The 18,115-nt window shown below is 60.5% G+C and carries 12 protein-coding genes and 2 tRNA genes; 8 read left to right on the top strand and 6 right to left on the bottom strand.

Annotated elements, in window-relative coordinates; all coding sequences use genetic code 11:
• Window positions 1-56 precede the first annotated feature (56 nt).
• The 3 genes from I6L47_RS21610 to I6L47_RS21600 all read right to left on the bottom strand — a co-directional run bounded on the left by I6L47_RS21610 (window position 57) and on the right by I6L47_RS21600 (window position 5,738).
• Window positions 57-1,055, bottom strand: coding sequence for a LacI family DNA-binding transcriptional regulator (locus I6L47_RS21610; protein WP_005350588.1), 999 nt, complete (start codon window positions 1,053-1,055; stop codon window positions 57-59).
• Window positions 1,056-1,232: 177 nt separating this feature from the next.
• Window positions 1,233-3,134, bottom strand: a complete 1,902-nt coding sequence (locus I6L47_RS21605) for a transglycosylase SLT domain-containing protein (RefSeq protein ID WP_216948338.1) — start codon at window positions 3,132-3,134, stop codon at window positions 1,233-1,235.
• 99 nt (window positions 3,135-3,233) lie between these two features.
• Window positions 3,234-5,738 (bottom strand): bifunctional diguanylate cyclase/phosphodiesterase, encoded by a 2,505-nt coding sequence (locus I6L47_RS21600; RefSeq protein ID WP_216948337.1) that lies wholly within the window; start codon window positions 5,736-5,738, stop codon window positions 3,234-3,236.
• Window positions 5,739-6,106: 368 nt separating this feature from the next.
• Between I6L47_RS21600 and raiA the strand changes: the two genes are divergently transcribed.
• Window positions 6,107-6,445: a ribosome-associated translation inhibitor RaiA gene (gene raiA, locus I6L47_RS21595; RefSeq protein WP_005334257.1), complete on the top strand. Its 339-nt coding sequence runs from the start codon at window positions 6,107-6,109 to the stop codon at window positions 6,443-6,445.
• A 111-nt stretch (window positions 6,446-6,556) separates the two neighbouring features.
• Here raiA and I6L47_RS21590 read toward each other — a convergent pair whose 3' ends face one another.
• Entirely contained in the window at window positions 6,557-7,066 is a 510-nt protein-coding gene (locus I6L47_RS21590; protein ID WP_047437707.1) for a VC2046/SO_2500 family protein, read from the bottom strand.
• Window positions 7,067-7,190: 124 nt separating this feature from the next.
• Here I6L47_RS21590 and I6L47_RS21585 point away from each other — a divergent pair.
• Window positions 7,191-7,275 (top strand) — tRNA-Tyr (locus I6L47_RS21585).
• Between the two features lie 34 nt (window positions 7,276-7,309).
• A tRNA-Tyr gene (locus tag I6L47_RS21580) sits at window positions 7,310-7,394 on the top strand.
• A 176-nt stretch (window positions 7,395-7,570) separates the two neighbouring features.
• Here I6L47_RS21580 and I6L47_RS21575 read toward each other — a convergent pair.
• Entirely contained in the window at window positions 7,571-11,371 is a 3,801-nt protein-coding gene (locus I6L47_RS21575; RefSeq protein ID WP_216948336.1) for a translocation/assembly module TamB domain-containing protein, read from the bottom strand.
• A gap of 61 nt (window positions 11,372-11,432) precedes the next feature.
• Window positions 11,433-13,208 (bottom strand): autotransporter assembly complex family protein, encoded by a 1,776-nt coding sequence (locus I6L47_RS21570; RefSeq protein WP_216948335.1) that lies wholly within the window; start codon window positions 13,206-13,208, stop codon window positions 11,433-11,435.
• A gap of 514 nt (window positions 13,209-13,722) precedes the next feature.
• Between I6L47_RS21570 and I6L47_RS21565 the strand changes: the two genes are divergently transcribed.
• From I6L47_RS21565 to I6L47_RS21545, 5 genes are all read left to right on the top strand, one after another.
• Window positions 13,723-14,097, top strand: coding sequence for a hypothetical protein (locus I6L47_RS21565; RefSeq protein WP_216948334.1), 375 nt, complete (start codon window positions 13,723-13,725; stop codon window positions 14,095-14,097).
• 123 nt (window positions 14,098-14,220) lie between these two features.
• Window positions 14,221-14,499 (top strand): peptidylprolyl isomerase, encoded by a 279-nt coding sequence (locus I6L47_RS21560; RefSeq protein WP_005334269.1) that lies wholly within the window; start codon window positions 14,221-14,223, stop codon window positions 14,497-14,499.
• Window positions 14,500-14,678: 179 nt separating this feature from the next.
• Window positions 14,679-15,353 carry a DUF1499 domain-containing protein gene (locus tag I6L47_RS21555; protein ID WP_216948333.1) on the top strand — a complete coding sequence of 225 codons (675 nt, stop codon included), beginning with the start codon at window positions 14,679-14,681 and terminating at the stop codon, window positions 15,351-15,353.
• Window positions 15,354-15,378: 25 nt separating this feature from the next.
• On the top strand, window positions 15,379-15,960 hold the full coding sequence (locus I6L47_RS21550; protein ID WP_021231092.1) for a carboxymuconolactone decarboxylase family protein: 582 nt from the start codon (window positions 15,379-15,381) through the stop codon (window positions 15,958-15,960).
• Window positions 15,960-18,113 carry an FAD-dependent oxidoreductase gene (locus I6L47_RS21545; protein ID WP_216948332.1) on the top strand — a complete coding sequence of 718 codons (2,154 nt, stop codon included), beginning with the start codon at window positions 15,960-15,962 and terminating at the stop codon, window positions 18,111-18,113. Before I6L47_RS21550 ends, I6L47_RS21545 begins: the two co-directional genes overlap by 1 nt.
• Window positions 18,114-18,115: the final 2 nt, after the last annotated feature.

Raw genomic sequence — 18,115 nt, 5'->3', positions numbered from 1 at the left:
GCAGAAAAGAGTGTGGCCCCGATGGGGCCACCTTGTTGTTCACTGTCTGACGCACGTCAGGCGACTGACTCACGCTCCACCAGCTGGGCTTCAAACTTGAGCGCCAGGCCGTCCACCGGCTTGTGATCGAGCAGACGCAGCGCCAGCTCGGCTGCGCGGCTGCCCATCTCCTCGATGGGGTAGCGCACCGTGGTGAGCTTGGGATAGATGTAGCGGGCGTAGGGGATATCGTCGAACCCCACCACCGATACCTGCTGCGGGATCTTGTAACCCCGCTCCAGCAGGCAAGAGATCGCCCCCGCCACCATACCGTCGTTGAAACCGAGCACGGCAGTGAACTCGACACCACGGGCCAGCAGTTCACTCATCGCCACATAGCCGCCATTTTCGTCGGCATAGGCGCGGCTGACGAGTGCAGGATCAAAGGCGATCCCGGCTCTGGCCAGGGTCTGGGTGTAACCGGCCATCCGCTGCTGACCATCGACAAACTCTTCATCATCGGAGGTGATAAAGGCGATGTTGCGATGACCGGCATCCAGCAAGTGCTGGCACGCGGTAGTGATCCCCGCCTGGTTATCGAGCCAGACGCAGCGATCTTCAGCGCCCGGCACCTGACGGTTGATGAACACGATGGGGGTAGAGCCTGCCGCCAGCTCGCTCAGCTCCTCGTCCGGAAGCGCCTTGCTGTGGAGGATCAGCGCATCGCACTGGCGCTGCAGCAGCGCCTGAATGGCGTGACGCTCGCGCGCGATATCGTGGTTGCCAGACATGACGATGGTGAACTTGTTGGCCTGATCGACCATGGTTTCGATGCCACGCATCATCTGGGCAAAGAAGGGGCCGCCGCAGAGGTCGCCAACCAGCACGCCAATGCAGTTGGAACGCTTGCTGACCAGTGCCTGGGCAAAACTGTTGGGTCGAAAATTCAGTTCCTTCATGGCCGCCAGTACGGCCTCACGCTTTTCCGGTGCTACCTGTGCCGTGTTGTTGATAACCCGCGACACGGTGGAGATAGACACATTTGCCAGCTGAGAAACGTCTTTAATCGTTGCCACTATCCATTCCTTTATTGTGGGGGAACCTGTCGGTGCCGACGCCCGAGTATACCCTGCGGCCTGATGCAATTCCCGGAGCCAGGTCACCAGGCATGTTTCCTTTGGTAACAAAACCTTACCCGATGATACCCGGCAGCAGGGAAATTTGAAAACAGGGGCCGGCTGGCGGCCCCCGACTCAATAGGCGTGATTGAGCTCCCGCTCCGACATGAAGCGCAGCGGCTGCTGCAGCTTGTGCTGATAGATGAGATCGAACGACAACACGTTTTGCACGTAGTTGCGGGTCTCCTTGTAGGGGATGCTCTCGACCCACACGTCCATCGGCTTGTTGTCACTCTGCTCTCGCCAGCGTTTTACCCGTCCCGGCCCGGCGTTGTAGGCGGCCGCCGCCAGGATCCGGTTGCCGTCATAGACATCCAGCAAGCGCTTGAGATAGGCGCTCCCCAGACGAATATTCATCGTCGGATCAAACAGTTGCTGCTCGTTGCGATAGGGCACCCCCAGCTTGCCGGCAGTCTCTTTGGCAGTAGCAGGCATCAGCTGCATCAGACCGCGCGCCCCCACCGGCGACTGGGCCAGCGGATAGAGGGCACTCTCCTGACGGGAGATGGCATAGAGCAAACTGGTGTTCATGGTGCGCTCTTGCGCCATCTGGGAGAAGGTGCGTTTGAGCGGCAGCGGGAAGCGCAGGTCGAGGGCATCCCACGCTTCGGCGCGAATGCTGGCGAGAATGGCCAGCTCGTGCCAGCCCTGATTGAGGGCGATATGACCAAACTCGATGCGCTGGGCCACCGGATTGCGATCCATGTTGTGGATCCACTCCGAGCGGGCCGCCGCAATCTCGTTCATCGACAGCAGCTCACGCACCCGCAACAGGAAGGGCCAGCGCTGACTGGCCGTGCGCCAGTCCGGTACATGCTTGACGCTCTGGTTCTTGATGCGATAAGGCACACCGGTGCGCTGGGCCGCCATAAACCCGTAGAAACCGCGCAGGTTGGCAGTCTCCAGATAGAGATCCCGCGCCGGTTTTTGCTGCCCCTGCACCTCAAGGGAGCGCGCCATCCAGTAGCGCCAGCGATCCTCTTTCTGACGGGCCATCGGCATCATCTTCACCCAGCCGGAGAGGCTACGCCAATCCTGCTCCCAGATGGCCAGTCGCGCCCGCAGCTCGGTAATGTCGGGATCCGCCAGCTTTTTCACCGTGCTGTCGACCCAGCTACGCTGGGCAATAGAGCGATCCAGCAGCAGGCGGCGGGCAATGGCACGCTCTACCGGTTTCACCTCGGCCTGGGTCAGGCCGAAACGGCTGCGAAACAGCGCAAGCTGGCGCAGCACCGACTCCGGCTCCTGATTGGCATAGCGGGTCAAGCCGAGGGAAAGCAGCTTGCGGGAATAGGGATTGCTGCTGAAATAGGCCGGGTTCATCGCCTTGGCTGGCTGCTCGAACAGGGTCACCATCTGATCGCCATAGCTCTGCAAGCCGCTACCTAGGGTCGCGCCAAGGTGGCGGATCAGATTGGGGTTTTCCGCCTCGAACGCCAGCGTCATCCGCTGCCAGATCTTCTCCTGAGTTCGCTGACCGGATGCCTGCCACAGCTGGAACAGCGGTGAGCAGGCATCGGGGCGCGATTGACCGCTCATCCAGATCTTGCCCGCCCCCTGCAACGCCTCTTTCGGCTTACCGGTGTAATAGAGCGCCTGATAGTGCATGCAGAGCAGATCGGTGGAGCTCGGCTTGGCCGGATAGAAGCGCAGGAACTGCGACCACTGCTGGCTCTGGGCCAGATAGGTCAGATAGCTGCGCTCCAGCCGGTTGGACTGGGGGGTATCCCCATGCTGGCGGATAAAGCGGGTCACATCGTTGTAATCGGCCGCCCCCGGACGAAAGGCGAGCTGATAGTAATCGAGGTAAGGGAGCAGGGGGTAATGGGTCAAACGGGCACGAATTTGCTGGAAACGGACCTGATCATTGGCCCGTACGGCGTCATACGCCTGACGGTAGAGCGTCTGGTCGGCAGTCTGCGCCATCAGGGTCGGCACGAACAGCGCCGACAAAACAATTCCCCATACAGCTTTCACTGAACATCTCCATTGAGGGCAATACACCGCCCGGTGGCGGTGGGTCTACTGCCTCTCATTCTACCCGTTGCCGGGCAGCGCTACAGCGGGGAGCAGGGACTATTTTTCTGACTCGCTCAGCTGCATTTCACGCAGTTGTTCCGGTCTGGTCAGCCGCTGTACATATTTCTCCAGATAGGGCACCGGCAGCGGCTTGGAGGCGAGATAGCCCTGATAGAAACTACACCCCTGCGCCTTGAGAAACTCCAGTTGCTGACGGGACTCCACTCCTTCCGCCGTGACGTTGAACCCCATATGTCGCGCCATGGCGATCACCGCCTCGACGATGGCCATGTTGTCGCCATCTTTCGGGATGTCCTGAATGAATGAACGGTCGATCTTGAGCTCATCGGCAGGCAACCGCTTGAGGTAGCTCAGGGAGGAGTAACCGGCGCCAAAATCGTCGATGGCAAAGCTGATGCCGAGCACCTTGAGCTCGGTCATCTTGCTGATGGTGTCCTCGGCATGGCCCAGCACCACGGACTCGGTGATCTCCAGATTGAGGCAGGCCGGATCCATGCCGGTTTGCGCCAACACATCGTGGATCCGCTCGACAAAATCGGTGGCATGGAACTGCTTGGCGCTGACGTTGACCGAGATCTGCGGAATGTGGATGCCGTTCTCCTCCCACAGCACATACTGGGCGCATGCCTCGTGCAGCACCCAGTTGCCGATATCGACAATCAGGTCCGTCTCCTCGGCGATGGGAATAAACTCGGCCGGTGAGACCAGCGAGCGACCGGCCGGCTGCCAGCGAATGAGCGCCTCGACACCAATGATATCGCCGCCATCGACCATATGCTGGGGCTGATAGTAGAGGGTCAGCTCTTGCTGGCTGAGGGCGTTGCGCAATTCGTTGTGAATGAGCAGACGGCGATCCGCCTGCTGCTGCATCGAGGCATCGAAGAAGCGACGGGTCTTGCGGCCAGCGGACTTGGCCTGATACATGGCGGTATCCGCCTGCTTGAGCAGATCATCGACCCCCTGCTCCCGATCCGGAAACAGGGTAATGCCGACGCTGGCTCCGATGTGCAGCACCTGCCCCACATAGGTATAAGGAGCGGCAATCTCGGTGATGAGCCGCTCGGCAATGATATCGGCCTGCATCTCCGCCTGGGGCGGGCTGGCCGAGAGCGATGGCAGCAACAGAACAAACTCGTCACCACCGAGGCGGGCCAGACAATCCCCCTGTCGCACCAACCGTTTGAGACGGGCGGCGACCTCCTTGAGCAGCCAGTCACCGGTGGCGTGGCCGAGGGAGTCGTTGATGGTCTTGAAGTGGTCGAGATCGATAAAGAGCAGCGCGCCAATCAAGCCATCGCGGGTCGCCTCGTTGAAGGTCTGCACCAGAGTCTCGTGGAGCTGACGGCGATTGGGCAATCCGGTCAGCTCGTCGTAATAGGCGAGATCCTGAATGCGTCGCTCGGCCGCCTTGCGCTCGGAGATATCCTCGAAGCAGATGACAAAGTGGCTGATCACCCCCTTCTCGTCCTGCACCGGCGTCACTATCTCCCACTGGGGATAGGTGTGACCATCGACATGGCGACGCTGGGTCTCCCCCTGCCAGCGGCTGAGGGTATTGAGCTCGTAACCGAGCCCCCCCAGATTGGGCCAGAGATCCTCTTCCAGATGCAGGCCCAGCACCGATTGGCTGTCAAAGCCGGTGATCTGGCTGAAGGCGTTGTTGACCCGCAGGATCTTGAACCCAGGATCCGTGATGATGATCCCTTCGTGGGTCTCGAATGCGACGGCAGAGAGGCGCATTTGTGCATCGGATTGCAGGCGCTCCAGCTCGGCCACCATCCGTACCGAGAAGGTATTGAGCACCGAGGTGAGGTTGCTGGTATCTGCCGGAGCCGAATAGAGCAGCGCCAGATGGCCCAGAAGTTGGCCTCTGGCATCAAACAGCGGCTGACCATAATAAGTCTGCCCGGCCGCCAGCCAGGGTTGATACTCCTGCGACTCGTCGATCACCTCGAAACAGATGGCCCCCTGCTTATAGAGCTCCTGACAGGGGGAGCCCGCCAGCGGATAGTCCTTCTGCGCCAGCCCGTCGGCGGCCAGCACTTTGACCCGGTCGGCACCGCACAACTCACCCACCCAGACCGCATCCACCTTGAGGATATGTGCCAGCTGGCTGACCAGGGTATTGAAGAAATCGAGTCCGGTGCGGGCAGAGAGCGCCTGCGCCAACTGGGTGAGCAGGGTGGTTTGCAGCAATGGCAAAGAGAGATTGAGGTAGGAGACAGCACTGTTGGCGGTATCAAGAGGGGCCAGCCAGCCACAGCAGATCTGCTGGGTGGGCACAAACTGGCCACTCCAGAGCACATGGTTGAGCTGCCCCTGATCATCTTTCAGATGACCGATGAACTGTTCAGGCAGATGTGATTCATGAAGCCGGACGAGAAAGTCGGCAAAGCCTGCCTCATCTTCCGGTAACAGGCGAGCGGCCCAGGGATGATTGCCCTCCCCTTGCCACTGCTGGTAGGCCCCCTGATCAGAGAGACTCCACTGATCATGTTGCCGATCGAAAAACCACATGACTTGCGTGGCCTGCTGCTTCATTTACCACTCCAACACAACAACCAACCACGTTTGATGTCCAATCAGGCATAGCAACGCCCCCTGCATCCGCTCATCAGATCAGAGGTTGCGAGGGAAGAGTACAAACATGCGATATCAAGCAGTGGAAACCGGACATGAGGTCGACACGAAGTGCTGCCAAGAAGGGACAGAAACGATCCTATTCCCGTCATACTGCCTGCCAGTTTCATGGAGCTCAAGCTGTTTTTGGCACGAAACCGGAAAAGATCACAATTTATAAGTTGCTGAATAGCCAAGGGAAGGTTATGTGACATGGATCACATTTCAATCTTTACCAATGAGTAATCTGAAGGTGAAGACACAAGCAAGACGACCCGAAGGGGGCCAATATGAAAATCGAAATTACCAGCAAAATCATCGACATCACCCCGGCTATCCGCGAGCGCATCGAATCCCGTTTTGAAAAGCTCGAACGTCTTCAGGTGCCTCTCATCACACCCCATGTGATTGTTTCCAAAGAGCGTCTGATGTTCACTGTCGAAGCCAGTGCTGGCATCCCCAACGGCAAACTGTTTGCCCAGGCAGAGCATGAGGATCTCTACGCCGCTATCAACGAACTGGGGCAAAAACTGGAGCGCCAACTCAACCGTCACACCGAAAAGCCGATCGCCCGTCGTGCCAATGCAGCGCTCAAAGAGCAGCCGCAACCGGATGAAGCTGACGCTTGATAGCATGCCGCAAGGCTAAAAATTCTAAAGAGCATAAAGGCGGGGTTACCCGCCTTTTTGTTGCCTGTGATTTGCCGACAAGCATCGCGTTACGTCAGTGAACAGGCACCATCAACTGAGCCAGTGCAACCGGGTATCCACCCCCTCTTGCAAACGATCGAGGATCGGCAGCAATACCAGCGGATCCTCCTGGCGTGGCATATCGGCCAGCTTTCCTTGCAACCGCTCCCGCGCCAGCGGTGACAGGTTGTCGTAGACAGCCTCATCCATCAGCGGCTGTTTGACCGCCAGCGGCGGTGTTTGCAGCGCCAGCCAGAGCCGCACATCCACCATGCTTCCCCCTTGCTGCAACCGCTCATTGATGGCACTGCAATCACTCCCCGCCCCTTCAGCCACCAGCACCTCTGCCGGTCTCAGCGCAAAGTGCAGACGCCAGTCACGGCTCTGGGGAGTAGCCGCCGGTTTGGCATCAAACCAGGGCTGCTCCTCCACCGCGTCGGTCAGCAGGGCCAGATGCAACCGGAAATCAGCGCGATCGCCATGCTGCAGGTCACGGTTGAGGCGCTGCCCCAACTGGCCCTCATCGACGAGCAGGTGATTACGGATTGAACTGGGCAGCATGAGATAACTCTCGAAAATGGCGATTTCACTGGTTATCGGCCACAAATCCAATTCTTTTAATGGAAAAATCCTGCTTGGGGGTTCACAAAACCGGAAGATCTGTTAGTATGCGCCTCGCACTTGTGGAGGGGTTCCCGAGCGGCCAAAGGGATCAGACTGTAAATCTGACGGCTCTGCCTTCGAAGGTTCGAATCCTTCTCCCTCCACCATTTCAAGTGCGACAAGTTGAAAGCAATACCCCGTGGAGGGGTTCCCGAGCGGCCAAAGGGATCAGACTGTAAATCTGACGGCTCTGCCTTCGAAGGTTCGAATCCTTCTCCCTCCACCATCATTCAGAAAACCCGGCCTAGCGCCGGGTTTTCGCATTTCTGGTCTGCCCAATCCGTTATTTCTCTGCCCTCCAGCCCCTTATCGCTGTTTGCCTGCAGCCGATCGCGCAATAAAAAAACGGCAGGCCTGCGCCTCCCGTTTACGTTCATATCAGCCCTGTTACGGGATGAAGCGTTACAGAGTAAAGCGATAGAAGATATCGACCGCCTGAGCCACCCCGCTCATCGCCTGCAGATAGAGCCGTGGCAATACCTCGTAGCGCAGCTTGAATTCGGCGATTGGGCTGAAAACCCCGACCCCGTACTGGAACTGCAAGCCAGGCAGCAGATAGGCCGACAGCGTCACCTGGGTGTTGTCACCACTGCCCGCCGTATCGAGGGAGACATCGCTCATCCCCAGCGACTCGCCGATACTCGACACCACGCCATTGGCCTGATTGACCGCTCCGGCCACCAGCAGACCGTTGAAACCGCCATCCTCACCGCCAGTCTGCAACCCTTTGCCACGCAGCAGATAGGAGAGCTGTTCCGACTGCGCCATCTGCGGCTCGGAGTAGACAGTGATTTCAGGCTTGCTGGCAGGGCCAGTCACCCGCACCCCGACCGTCACCTGACCCTCGATGGTATCGGGATCCCGGTTGGCCTCGATGTTGAGGAAGGGCCGATCCAGCGGACCGGAGAAGAGGATACGCCCCTCCTTGATGATGAGGTTCTGACCATAGGCCTTGAAGCGGCCGTTGGTCAGCACCAGCTGGCCGTTGCCTGCCAGTGGTTTCTCGGGATCCTGACGGATATTGAGGCCACCGGAGACATCGGTCTTCAGCCCCATGGCATCAAGCTTCACATCATTGCCAAGGCGGATCGCCACCTTCATCGCCAGCGGCAGGCTGGCCTGCTTGGGAGCAGGGGGCAGATCGTCATAGACCACAGTCACATCATCTGAGACCGCCACCGCCGAATCCGGCAGACTCTTGACCAGAATGCGCGCCCAGGGAATATCCACCTGACCGGTAATGCGGGTCTCCTCCCCCAGCGACACCGCGATATCGGGCGAGACTCTGACCCGGCCCATGCCCGGATATTGCGCCTCCAGATCCTTGCCCTGAATGGTGAGGCTGCCGCTGACCGGCATCTTGGCCCAGCTGAGCCAGCCGCCCAACGCCAGCGGTCCCTTGCCCACCAGCATGGAGCCATCGAGCTCGGCGCGGTTGCCCTCGATCTTGAGGCGGGTCACCAGCTTGGTCAGGGTCACCATGTCAGAGTGGGTCTGCACTTCACCGTCACGCAGGTTGAGCTGGCCAAACAGCAGGGGCGCCGCCAGGGTACCGTCGAAACGGGCATCGGCGGAGATGATCCCTTGCAGGGAGCGCACCTCAGGGATGAGCGGCGCAAAGGTATTGAGCTTGAGATCGTCAAACTTGAGCTGACCACCGAGCAGACCGCGACCGGCGGGCTCCTTGATCAGCAGGTCGGTATCGATATTGCCGATCTGCTTGGAGGCAAAATCGAGGCGAATGGCCGCCTGCTGCCGCTCGAAATCAAGGGCCAGAGCCAGCTGCTGATAGTCGGTCTTGAGGCCATCGGCCACAAAAGTGCCCGGCGTGGTACGCACCACCGCATGCAAGGTAGGCTGATTGCCACGCCAGCTGGCACGCCCATCGGCCGAGAGCATCGCCTGCCAGCGGAAGTTGTCCGGCAACCAGGGGCGTAGCCGCTTGAGATCAAACTCGCTCAGGGCAAACTCCAGGGTACCCTGGGCAGCGGAGACCTGACTCCCCTTGACGCAGAGGCTGGCCCCCTGGGAACCGAGGCAGAGATCCCCCATCGCCAGCCGCTGACGCGGCAGATCGAGATCCAGTGCCCAGGGGGAGTTCAAGTCCCAACGGCGAAGCGGGGTTTTCAGCTGCAACTCGGAAAGCGCCCCGCGCCAGTGATCCCCCCGCACGCCGCCACCCAGTTTGAGGTTAGCGGCAACAGGGTCACCCTTCATGGTCAGGGTCAACAGGTGCTGATTGAGGTCGCCGCTGAGGTTCAGGGCCAGCTGGCTGAGCTTGGTTTCGCCCTGTTTCAGCTGCGCCACCAACAGCGAGAGCTCACCGGCCGGTTTGGCGCCGATCACCGCATTGCCCTTGAGGCTAATGCCCTTCAGGTCGGTGCCGGCATAGTAGAGCCGGTCGGAGGCCAGATCCGCATCGATTTTTGGCGTCTGCTGATTGCCACTGACCTTCACCTGCCCCTTGATATCCCCTTTCAGGCCGGGATAGATGCCCCCCAGCTGGGGAGCCTGCAGGTTGGCATCGAGCTTCCACTGGGCGCTGCTGATACTGCCCTTGGCCTGCAACTGGTTCGGGCCACTTTGCAGCGAGAGCGCCGGGATCTGCCACTCCATCTTGTCGTTGCCGCTGAGCTCCCCCTTGAGGGCCAGCGGGTACTGGTTGAGCTTGCCATCCACCTTGAGCTTGGGCAGTTTCAGCTCCCAGTGGCCCGCTTCGTTCATCACGAAACGGCTCTCCAGCTCACCGGCCAGCGTCCCTTTCAGCTCGGGCAGCAGCTCGGCCGGATTGATCCCCTTGAACAGTGTGGTCCCCTGCCACTCGATCCCCTTGTTCCAGGCGAGCTTGCCATCAAGCTTCAGCTCCCCCTTGAGGGCATTGAGCTGCAAAGCGATCTTGCTGAGCCGCTCCAGATCCCCCTTGCCGTCCAGCGCAAGCTTGAAGGGGGGGACATCGGTTCCCTTGCCGGAGGTATTGAGGGCAAACTGATAGCCGGAGAGCTTGCCCTTGGCAGTCAGGCTCCCCTTGTCCAGCCGATAGCTCGGCTCATCTTTGGCAGGCTTGTGCAACGGCCAGCCGAGGCTCTTCCAGTCGAGGGCCACATCAAAAGGGAGATCCGGGTCGAGGGCGGCCAGCGAGCCCTTGAGATTGGCGGCGACCGGCCCCTTGGCCGACAACACCAGCCCCAGCTTGCCGACCGAACCGCTCAGCGCCAGCGTGGCCTGCTCACCCTGCAGCTCGCCATCCAGCAGCCCCTTGCGGGCCTTGGCATCCAGCGTCACCGCCAGCGGGTAGTCGTCACTGAGCTGGATGTGTCCCTTGAGCGCCAGATCGGCCATGGCGTGGCGCAGCGAGAGCTCACGCACCTCGATGCGATCGTCGGCAGCAGTGGCAGAGAGCAGCAGCTTGTCGAGCCCTTCAATCAGCTCGCCCTGCTTATATTGCACCCGGGTCGCACTGATCCCTTCCAGCTGGATGGGGAAAGGAAGATGAATGGCGGGCAGGAGAATGGGGGCTGCCTTTGCCGTCTTCGCAGCTGGCGTCCCTTTGCCCTGTTTGACGGTCTTGGCGCTGGCCTTATCGTTGCGCGCCACCGCAGCACCGGCTTGCTTCTCGTTAGCGGCTGGCTGCTTGGCAGATTTGGCTGCGCTGGCGGGTGCCGCGTCATCCAGCATCACCGTCAGGTTATCGAGCACCGGGCCACGTACAATCAGCCCCTTGCGATTGAGGGTGGCGCCGATATCCAGGGACCCCAGGGTCACAGCCACGCCGGGCACCGCCAGATCGAGATCCGCGACCTTGAGGCTATCGACCTGGATCTTGAGTGGCAGCGGGCGCCAGACAAAGGGTTCGGCAGGCTCTTCCGGCGCAGGTTCGGAGTCGGCTACCTTGACCACCGGATGGGTCACCGCCAGGGATTTTATCCAGAGCTTGCCCTGCAGCAACTTGCCGAGATCCCAGTCGAGCACGGCGCGATCAACCGTGACATCCACCAGCTCATCCTGCCAGCCGGCCCCTTCCAGAGTCCAGCCATAGCCAAGCTGACCGGCCACCAGCTCCCCCTTGAGGGAAGGAAGCGCCCCTTTGGCCTGTTGCCACAACCACTTGTTGCCCTGATGGGTGAATCCCAACAGGCTGACGCCGATGAGCAGCAGGAACACCAGCCCCATCAGCCAGAGAAAGATGCGTTTTAGCCAGATCACAATGCAGACCCCCGCGCAAGATACAGCCGCAGCGGCCAAAGAAAAAAGCGTTTAGACAACATCATAATTCAGGCCCCAATGCGAAATGCAGCCGCAAGGGCTTGTCCTCCTCCGATACCCCGACCGCCAGATCCAGCCTGACCTGACCGATGGGGGTGACCCAGCGCACACCGACGCCGGTACCTATTTTCCAGGGCTCGCTGTAATCGGTGGTGGAGGTACCGCCATCCACAAACATGGCCCCCAGCCACTTCTCGCTGAAGCGGTAGTTGTATTCCAGACTGGCCACGCTGGTGTAGCGGCCACCGGTCAGCTTGCCATCCGGCCCGGTGGGGGAGATGCTCTCGTAACCAAAGCCGCGCACCGTCTGATCGCCACCGGTAAAGAAGCGCAAAGACGGCGGCACCAACGAGAAGCTGTCACCTATGATGGCCCCCTGCTCGGCCCGCATCAGGAATCTGTGGTTATCGCCAAGAGTTCGCAGCCACTTGCTGCGTCCCCACACCCGCATAAAGCTGATGTCGGAGCCCCATCTGGGATCGGAGAACTCCAGCGTCAGCTGCTGGCGATCCCCCCAATCGGGCACCAGAGTGCCGCGCACCCGCAGCCGGGACCAGGAGACCCCTGGGATCAGCAGCAAGCTGTTCCCCTCGTCAGCGCCCTGGGTATAGATCTCGTTCTCCAGCCGGATAAAGACGTCCCGATCCCAGCTCTCCGGCCTCCGCGTCCAGCGGTGTACACCGATAGTGGTGAGATCGGAGCGGGTATCGTTGTTATCTTTGTACTGGTAGCCGGTCTGGATGGAGTAGTAGTCCCGCAGCGGGTTACCCACCGGGATCTGGTAGTCGAAGCTGAGCTCTGCCTCCGGCGCCGACACCTTGGCGGTGGCAAACAGACGGTGGCCATAGCGGTTGACCCAGGGTTTCTCCCAGGTGGCACTCATCCGCGGCCCCACGTCGGTGGCGTAACCGATACCTGTCTCGATTTCGTGATCGACCCGGTTATCCAGCGTCACCGCGATGGGTACCCGATAGTTGCTCGCCTCGCTCAATACCGGCTTGATATCGACCTGACGGAACAGCTTGGTGGAGGAGACATCCTGCGACATCTCGGCCAGACGGATGGCGAGATAGGGATCGCCACTCTTGATGTTGATAAGCGGGCGAATAAGGTGAAGCGCTTCGGGAGTGGCATCGTAGCGGATCTCGCCAAAACGGTAGCGATGGCCCGATTCGAACAGAATAAAGATCTCCGCCGTCCCCTTGTCCGGGAACACCTTGACCTGACTCTTGCTCAGCTTGGCATCAAAGTAACCGCGGGCCAGCCCGAGGCTGCCCAGATCCGCCTTGATGGATTCATATTTGGCGTGATTGAGGGGCTCGCCTTCTTTGAGGGGCAACTTGTCCAGCAGGGCGCTGTAAAGCTCGTCGCTGCTCGCATCCCCCTCCAGCAGAATATCGAGGCGGGAGACGATGACCGGCACCCCTTTGTCTACCTCAATCACCACTTTGGACGGAGTCTTCTTGTCGCGACTCAGGGTGATCTTCGGCTGGTAATAGCCATAAACCTGCAGCGCCTTTTGCACGCTCTCGGTGATTTTGGCGCGGGCCGGGCGGTATTGCCGCTCCTGATAGACCGGCAGGGCATTGAGATAGGCTTCAACGTTATCCTTGTTCTCCCCTTTCAACCCCTTGACCTGATAGGTGAGCTTGGCGGCAAACGCGGGCGAAGCCAGCAGCGACAGCAACAGGCCCACCCCCAGCACCCGCAGGCCGCGGCGAAACGCAGGGCCGGACAGTGAACGCCCTGCCAGCAGGGATGAAATGCATCCTGTCAAAGGTCAATATTCCTGAATCTGTGGTGAAGGAAACCAGCGCCCTTTCGGGCCAACCCCGAATGCGGCGCAGCACGCCATGCCGTGCATGGCCGTGACACAATAATGCGCGCCAGAAAAATGGCGAACCTTATCCTAACATAGGCATCGGCCAGCGACAGCGCGGTGCCATTGGCAAATTCGCCATATCTTTTAAGAGGTTGACCACAAATCACACATTTTGCTGACAATGACGCCGCCCGCTTTCCCGATGGAAGCGAATTGACCTGCCCTGAATAAGGCTCACCCCACCATCAGGCACCATTTGTCACCTCTCCCCCTCTCTTTACCACCAGAAACCCACCACGACAGAGTTTGTCGGCATAGCCCCACCCTCACCGTTTAACAGGCCCGGCACACCCTAAAGCCCGCCGTAGCGGGTGATTAAGAATTGCTCGTTCAGCGCAATCGAATTATCCCGCTGCCTTTGCGAACGTCCCTCCCTCACACTTGAACCATCAACTGAAGGAGACACATCATGCATGCACGTAGCGAACAGATGGCTGACTATATTGCCGATCGTCTCGAGTTCATCACCTTTCTCGCCTGTTGCAGCGCCCTGCTGGCCCTGCTGACCGGCATGAGTGGCCAGCAGGCGCTGGCCTTTACCGCCCTGAACCTGCCGTTTGGCCTCGGCATTCTGCTGGCGATGGCGCTGCTGGCCCCCCTGCCCGTTCACTGGCGGCTGCCGGGCATCACCTTGCTGCTGGCAGGTTGCGCCCTGATGACCCTGCAACTGGGGGGTGAGTGGCTCAATCCGCTGGCCATCTGGAGCCTCTACGCCCTGCTCGGGCTGGAGATCATCTGGCAAGCGCGTCCCCGCGCCATGCAGGCCACCCGCGCTCGCCAATAATACGACCGATAAAGGGCGGGCAGTGATGGCTGACGCCGGTGGCAAATTGGGGTACTCTTGCGCCCCGATTTGCCACCACCCTTGGCGTTAACAACCTTCGCCATCACTCCCAGGAGCGCCCCGATGAAAAAAGCCTGTGCCCAGCACATTCTGGTCAAGACCGAAAAACAGTGTCTGGAGATCAAGGAGAAGATCGAGAAGGGAGCCGACTTCGGCCAGATGGCCAAGCGCTTCTCTACCTGCGCTTCTGCAAAACGCAGCGGCGATCTGGGGGAGTTCAATAAAGGGGATATGGTCAAGCCCTTCGACGATGCCGTCTTCAAGGGCGAACTGCTCAAGGTGCTGGGGCCGGTGCGCACCAAGTTCGGCTTTCACCTGATCAAAGTGCTCTATCGCAACTAAGTCATCGCAACTGACCATCTTCTCGGTGAAGCTCCCGTCAGGCGGGCTTCACCGACCTCTGCATCTTCCTCGCAAAACTGGCCAAAACCACGCCAAACTCTCATCAATTTACTAACGTTATCAGGCAATTAAGTTTATCCTTCTCGGCATTGTCCACATTCGACGATGGATCCCGTGCTATGCCCCGCTCTTGCTTGTGGCCCCTGCTGGCCTGGTTACTCCCGCTCGCTGGCGCCCTCGGCAGCCGCTTTCATCTCTGGCCCTGGTGGATAGGTTTTGCGATCTGTCTCATCGGAGCCCTTGTCTCCCTGATCTTGCTGGTGCGCCTGCCCTGGAGCCGTAACCGCTATGCCAGCGGCCTTGGCGCCTTACCGCTACTGCTGCCCCTGACATTTGTGGCACAGGCGCTGCGCATGCCGCTGATCAACGATGTGAGCACAGATCCCTACAATCCCCCCCAGCTACGCTGGGCGGCAGAGCTCAGAACGGCGCAGGATCTGCCAATAAATAGCGCTCCGCTGAAAGCAGTTGAGGCAAAACCCGGTCCTCTCTTTACCAGGGCCTCTCCTGCCGAAGTGGTGATTGAAGCCAACGAACTGATGCAGGAGCTGGGCTGGCAGGTGCGACCCAGCCCCGATGGCCTGGATGCCGTGGTCACCACCGGCTGGTTCGGCTTTCAAGATGATGTAGCGCTGCGGGTCTTTGCCGGCCCCAAAGAGACCCGCATTGATATGCGATCAGCCTCCCGTCAGGGGCAAAGCGACTTGGGCACCAACCGGGCGCGGATCGAGGATTTCCTGATCCGCCTGAACGAGCGCCTCGGCCAAGCCTACAAACCCAATTTGAAACCATAAGTGTGAAACAACAAGAAGGTAACTGATGCGCGTTGAGGTCAAACCCGACCGGGAATATGCCTGGTTTATCCGCCCCTTTTTCTGGCTGCAAAAGCGCAACTATGGTCAGGTACTTATTCCGGGCAAGTGCTGGGGCCGCTCGCCGCGTCTCTTTGCCGCCGTCGCCACCCTCTACGGTGTCATCAACCGCAAGCGCTCCCCCATCGATCCCGTGCTGCGCTCGCTGGTGACGGTGCGGGTCTCCCAGCTCAACTGGTGTCGTTTTTGCGTCGACATCAACGCCATGACCCTGGTAAAGAGAGCTGGTTCAAGCGAGAAGGTGGAGGCGCTGGCCAACTGGCGCGAAAGCCCCTTGTTTGACGAGCGGGAAAAAGCAGTGCTCGACTATACCGAAGCGATGACTGGCCTCGATGGGGTGAGCGATGAACAGGCGGCCCGCCTCAAGCCCTGGTTCGACGACGATGCCATGGTGGAGCTGACCGGCCTTATCGCATTCCAGAACATGTCGGCCAAGTTCAACGCCGCCCTCGATATCGCGCCGCAGGGCTTCTGTCAGCTGCCGGTGCAGCCGGAACGCCCCGCCCAGCCAGACAGCAAGGACGCCTGATGAACCGGACCCGCCTGCTGCTTGCACTGGTGATGGGGAGCCTTATCGGCGCCTTTTTTGCCCTCGATCTCGGTCGTTACCTCACTCTGGACGCCTTGCAGGCCCAGCAGGCGGCAGTGGCGCAATGGGTCGACAGCCACTTTGTCTCGGCCAGCCTGCTGTTCGTGCTTATCTATGTACTGAGCACCGCCCTCTCCCTGCCCGGTGCCAGCCTGCTCACCCTGGGTGGCAGCGCTGTGTTCGGCGTCGCCTGGGGGCTGCTGCTGGTCTCCTTCGCCAGCACCATAGGCGCAACCCTGGCTTTTCTCAGCGCCCGCTTTCTGCTGCGCGACTGGGTCACCGCCCGCTTTGGCGACAAGCTGGCCACCTTTCAGTCCGGCATGGCAAAGGAGGGGGCCTTCTATCTGCTCAGCCTGCGCCTCATCCCCATCTTCCCCTTCTTTTTGGTCAATCTGCTGATGGGGCTCACCCCCATCAGAGTCAGCACCTACTACTGGGTGAGCCAGCTTGGCATGCTGCCCGGCACCTTCGTCTATGTGCTGGCGGGTAGCGAGCTTGGCCAGTTAACCAGCACCGGCAATATCCTCTCCCCCGGCCTGATGGTCGCGTTGACCCTGCTCGGCCTGATGCCCTGGCTGGTCAAGAAATTGACCACACACCTCGCCCAGCGGCGCCTGCTCGCCCCTTACCGCAAACCCGCTCGCTATGACTACAACCTGCTGGTGATCGGTGCGGGTGCAGGTGGGCTGGTTACCAGCTATATCGCGGCAGCGGTGAAGGCCAAGGTGGCGCTCATCGAGAAACACAAGATGGGGGGCGATTGCCTCAACAGCGGCTGCGTCCCCTCCAAGGCATTGATCCGAAGCGCCCGCTTTGCCGCAGAGCAGCGTAAAGCCGACCAGCTGGGCTTTAGCCCAAGCCAGTCCCGCGCCGATTTTGCCGCCGTGATGGAGCGGGTGGCTGAGGTTATCAAGGAGGTCGAGCCCCACGACTCCATCGAACGCTATCAGGGGCTTGGAGTGGAGTGCATCGAAGGAGAGGCGCGGCTGGTCTCCCCCTGGGAGGTAGAAGTGAACGGCCAGCGCCTTGCCAGCCGCCATATCGTTATCGCCACCGGCGCCCGGCCGCTGGTGCCCAAGCTGCCGGGGCTGGATCAGGTGCCTTACCTCACCTCGGATAGCCTCTGGCAACTGCGCACCCCGCCGCGCCGCCTGCTGGTGCTGGGCGGTGGCCCCATCGGCTGCGAGCTGGCCCAGAGCTTCGCCCTGCTCGGCATTCCCGTGACCTTGGTGGAACTCTCGGAGCAACTGCTGCCCCGCGAAGAGAGAGAGGTAGCCGACGCCCTGGCCGGGCAGATGAGCCGAGATGGCGTGCAGCTACTCACCGGCTGGCGCGCAGAACGAGCCGACTATCTGCCCGCAGCCGAGGGGGATCTCCCCATCCGGCTGCAACTGCGCCGAGGCGATGAGACACAGGTGGTGGAAGGGGATCAACTGCTGCTGGCACTGGGTCGGGTCGCCAACGTCAGCGGCTTCGGGCTCGAAGCATTAGGGGTCGAGCTGGCCCCCCGCGGCACCATAGCGGTCGATGGTTTTCTTGCCACCAACTTCCCCAGCATACTGGCGGTGGGAGACGTAGCGGGCCCTTACCAGTTCACCCACTTTGCCGCCCATCAGGCCTGGTATGCGGCAGTAAATGCCCTGTTTGGCCAGTTCAAGCGCTTTCGGGCCGACTATCGGGTCATTCCGGCGGCCACCTACACCACGCCGGAGATTGCCCGGGTTGGCCTCAATCGCAAGGAAGCCGAGGCGCAGGGGATTCCCTTCGAGGCGACCCGCTTCGAGCTGGCCGAGCTGGATCGTGCCATTGCCGATGGGGAACGCCACGGCTTTGTCGAGGTGCTGACCGTGCCGGGCAAGGATACTATCCTTGGCGCCACCATAGTGGGCACTCACGCCGGTGAACGGATCGCCGAATTTGTGCTCGCCATGCGTCACCGCCTCGGCCTTGGCAAGATCCTCGGCACCATTCACGCCTATCCCACCCTGATGGAGGGAAACAAATATGTGGCGGGTGAATGGAAACGGGCCCACCAGCCCACCCGGGTGCTGGCGTTGCTGGCCCGTTATCACCGCTGGCGCCGTGGCGCCTGACA

It is taken from the genome of Aeromonas sp. FDAARGOS 1417 (assembly GCF_019046985.1).
GTDB classification, from domain to species: Bacteria; Pseudomonadota; Gammaproteobacteria; order Enterobacterales; family Aeromonadaceae; genus Aeromonas; species Aeromonas veronii.
This window is presented reverse-complemented; position numbering and strand designations above follow the sequence as displayed.

Bases quoted from the DNA above. Each gene is read 5' to 3' on its own strand.
- I6L47_RS21600 (WP_216948337.1), bottom strand. From the start codon at position 5,738: ATGAAGCAGCAGGCCACGCAAGTCATGTGGTTTTTCGATCGGCAACAT.
- raiA (WP_005334257.1), top strand. From the start codon at position 6,107: ATGAAAATCGAAATTACCAGCAAAATCATCGACATCACCCCGGCTATC.
- I6L47_RS21590 (WP_047437707.1), bottom strand. From the start codon at position 7,066: ATGCTGCCCAGTTCAATCCGTAATCACCTGCTCGTCGATGAGGGCCAG.
- I6L47_RS21565 (WP_216948334.1), top strand. From the start codon at position 13,723: ATGCATGCACGTAGCGAACAGATGGCTGACTATATTGCCGATCGTCTC.
- I6L47_RS21560 (WP_005334269.1), top strand. From the start codon at position 14,221: ATGAAAAAAGCCTGTGCCCAGCACATTCTGGTCAAGACCGAAAAACAG.
- I6L47_RS21555 (WP_216948333.1), top strand. From the start codon at position 14,679: ATGCCCCGCTCTTGCTTGTGGCCCCTGCTGGCCTGGTTACTCCCGCTC.
- I6L47_RS21550 (WP_021231092.1), top strand. From the start codon at position 15,379: ATGCGCGTTGAGGTCAAACCCGACCGGGAATATGCCTGGTTTATCCGC.
- I6L47_RS21545 (WP_216948332.1), top strand. From the start codon at position 15,960: ATGAACCGGACCCGCCTGCTGCTTGCACTGGTGATGGGGAGCCTTATC.